This window comes from Paraburkholderia xenovorans, assembly GCF_046030735.1.
Lineage (GTDB): Bacteria > Pseudomonadota > Gammaproteobacteria > Burkholderiales > Burkholderiaceae > Paraburkholderia > Paraburkholderia xenovorans_A.
Genome location: NZ_JAQQBV010000125.1, coordinates 1 through 340, shown reverse-complemented (window position 1 = coordinate 340; position 340 = coordinate 1). Strand labels below are relative to the sequence as shown.

The following is a 340-nucleotide window of genomic DNA, read 5'->3' as shown; positions in this document are numbered from 1 at the left end:
CGAGGTACAGCAATACACACTGGATGAGGCGCAACAGCAGGTGGGACTTGATGTCTGGAAGAGCTATCAGACCTTGCAGACTGACCTTCAGAATCTGCAGAACACCGCTTCGCTGCTGGAAATTGCGCAGCGATCGTTTGATGCGGCCAAGCATCGGTACACCGCAGGCGTTGGCAATATTCTCGAGTTGCTCAACTCGCAGTCGTCGCTCGCGGATGCTAACCGACAGCGTGTCCAGGCACTGACCGACTGGCGCACAGCGAGGTTGCAGCTTGCCGCCAAAATGGGGCGGCTCGGCCTTGGGAACCTGCAACTGGGCAGCCGCTAGAGAGCGCGGGAG

1 protein-coding gene is annotated in these 340 nt (G+C 59.1%); it reads left to right on the top strand.

Translation table 11 applies throughout. The features are described from left to right. Positions 1–328: TolC family protein (locus tag PQQ51_RS34415; RefSeq protein ID WP_408501637.1), on the top strand; the 328-nt coding region annotated here is incomplete at its 5' end. Between the last annotated feature and the right edge of the window lie 12 nt (positions 329–340).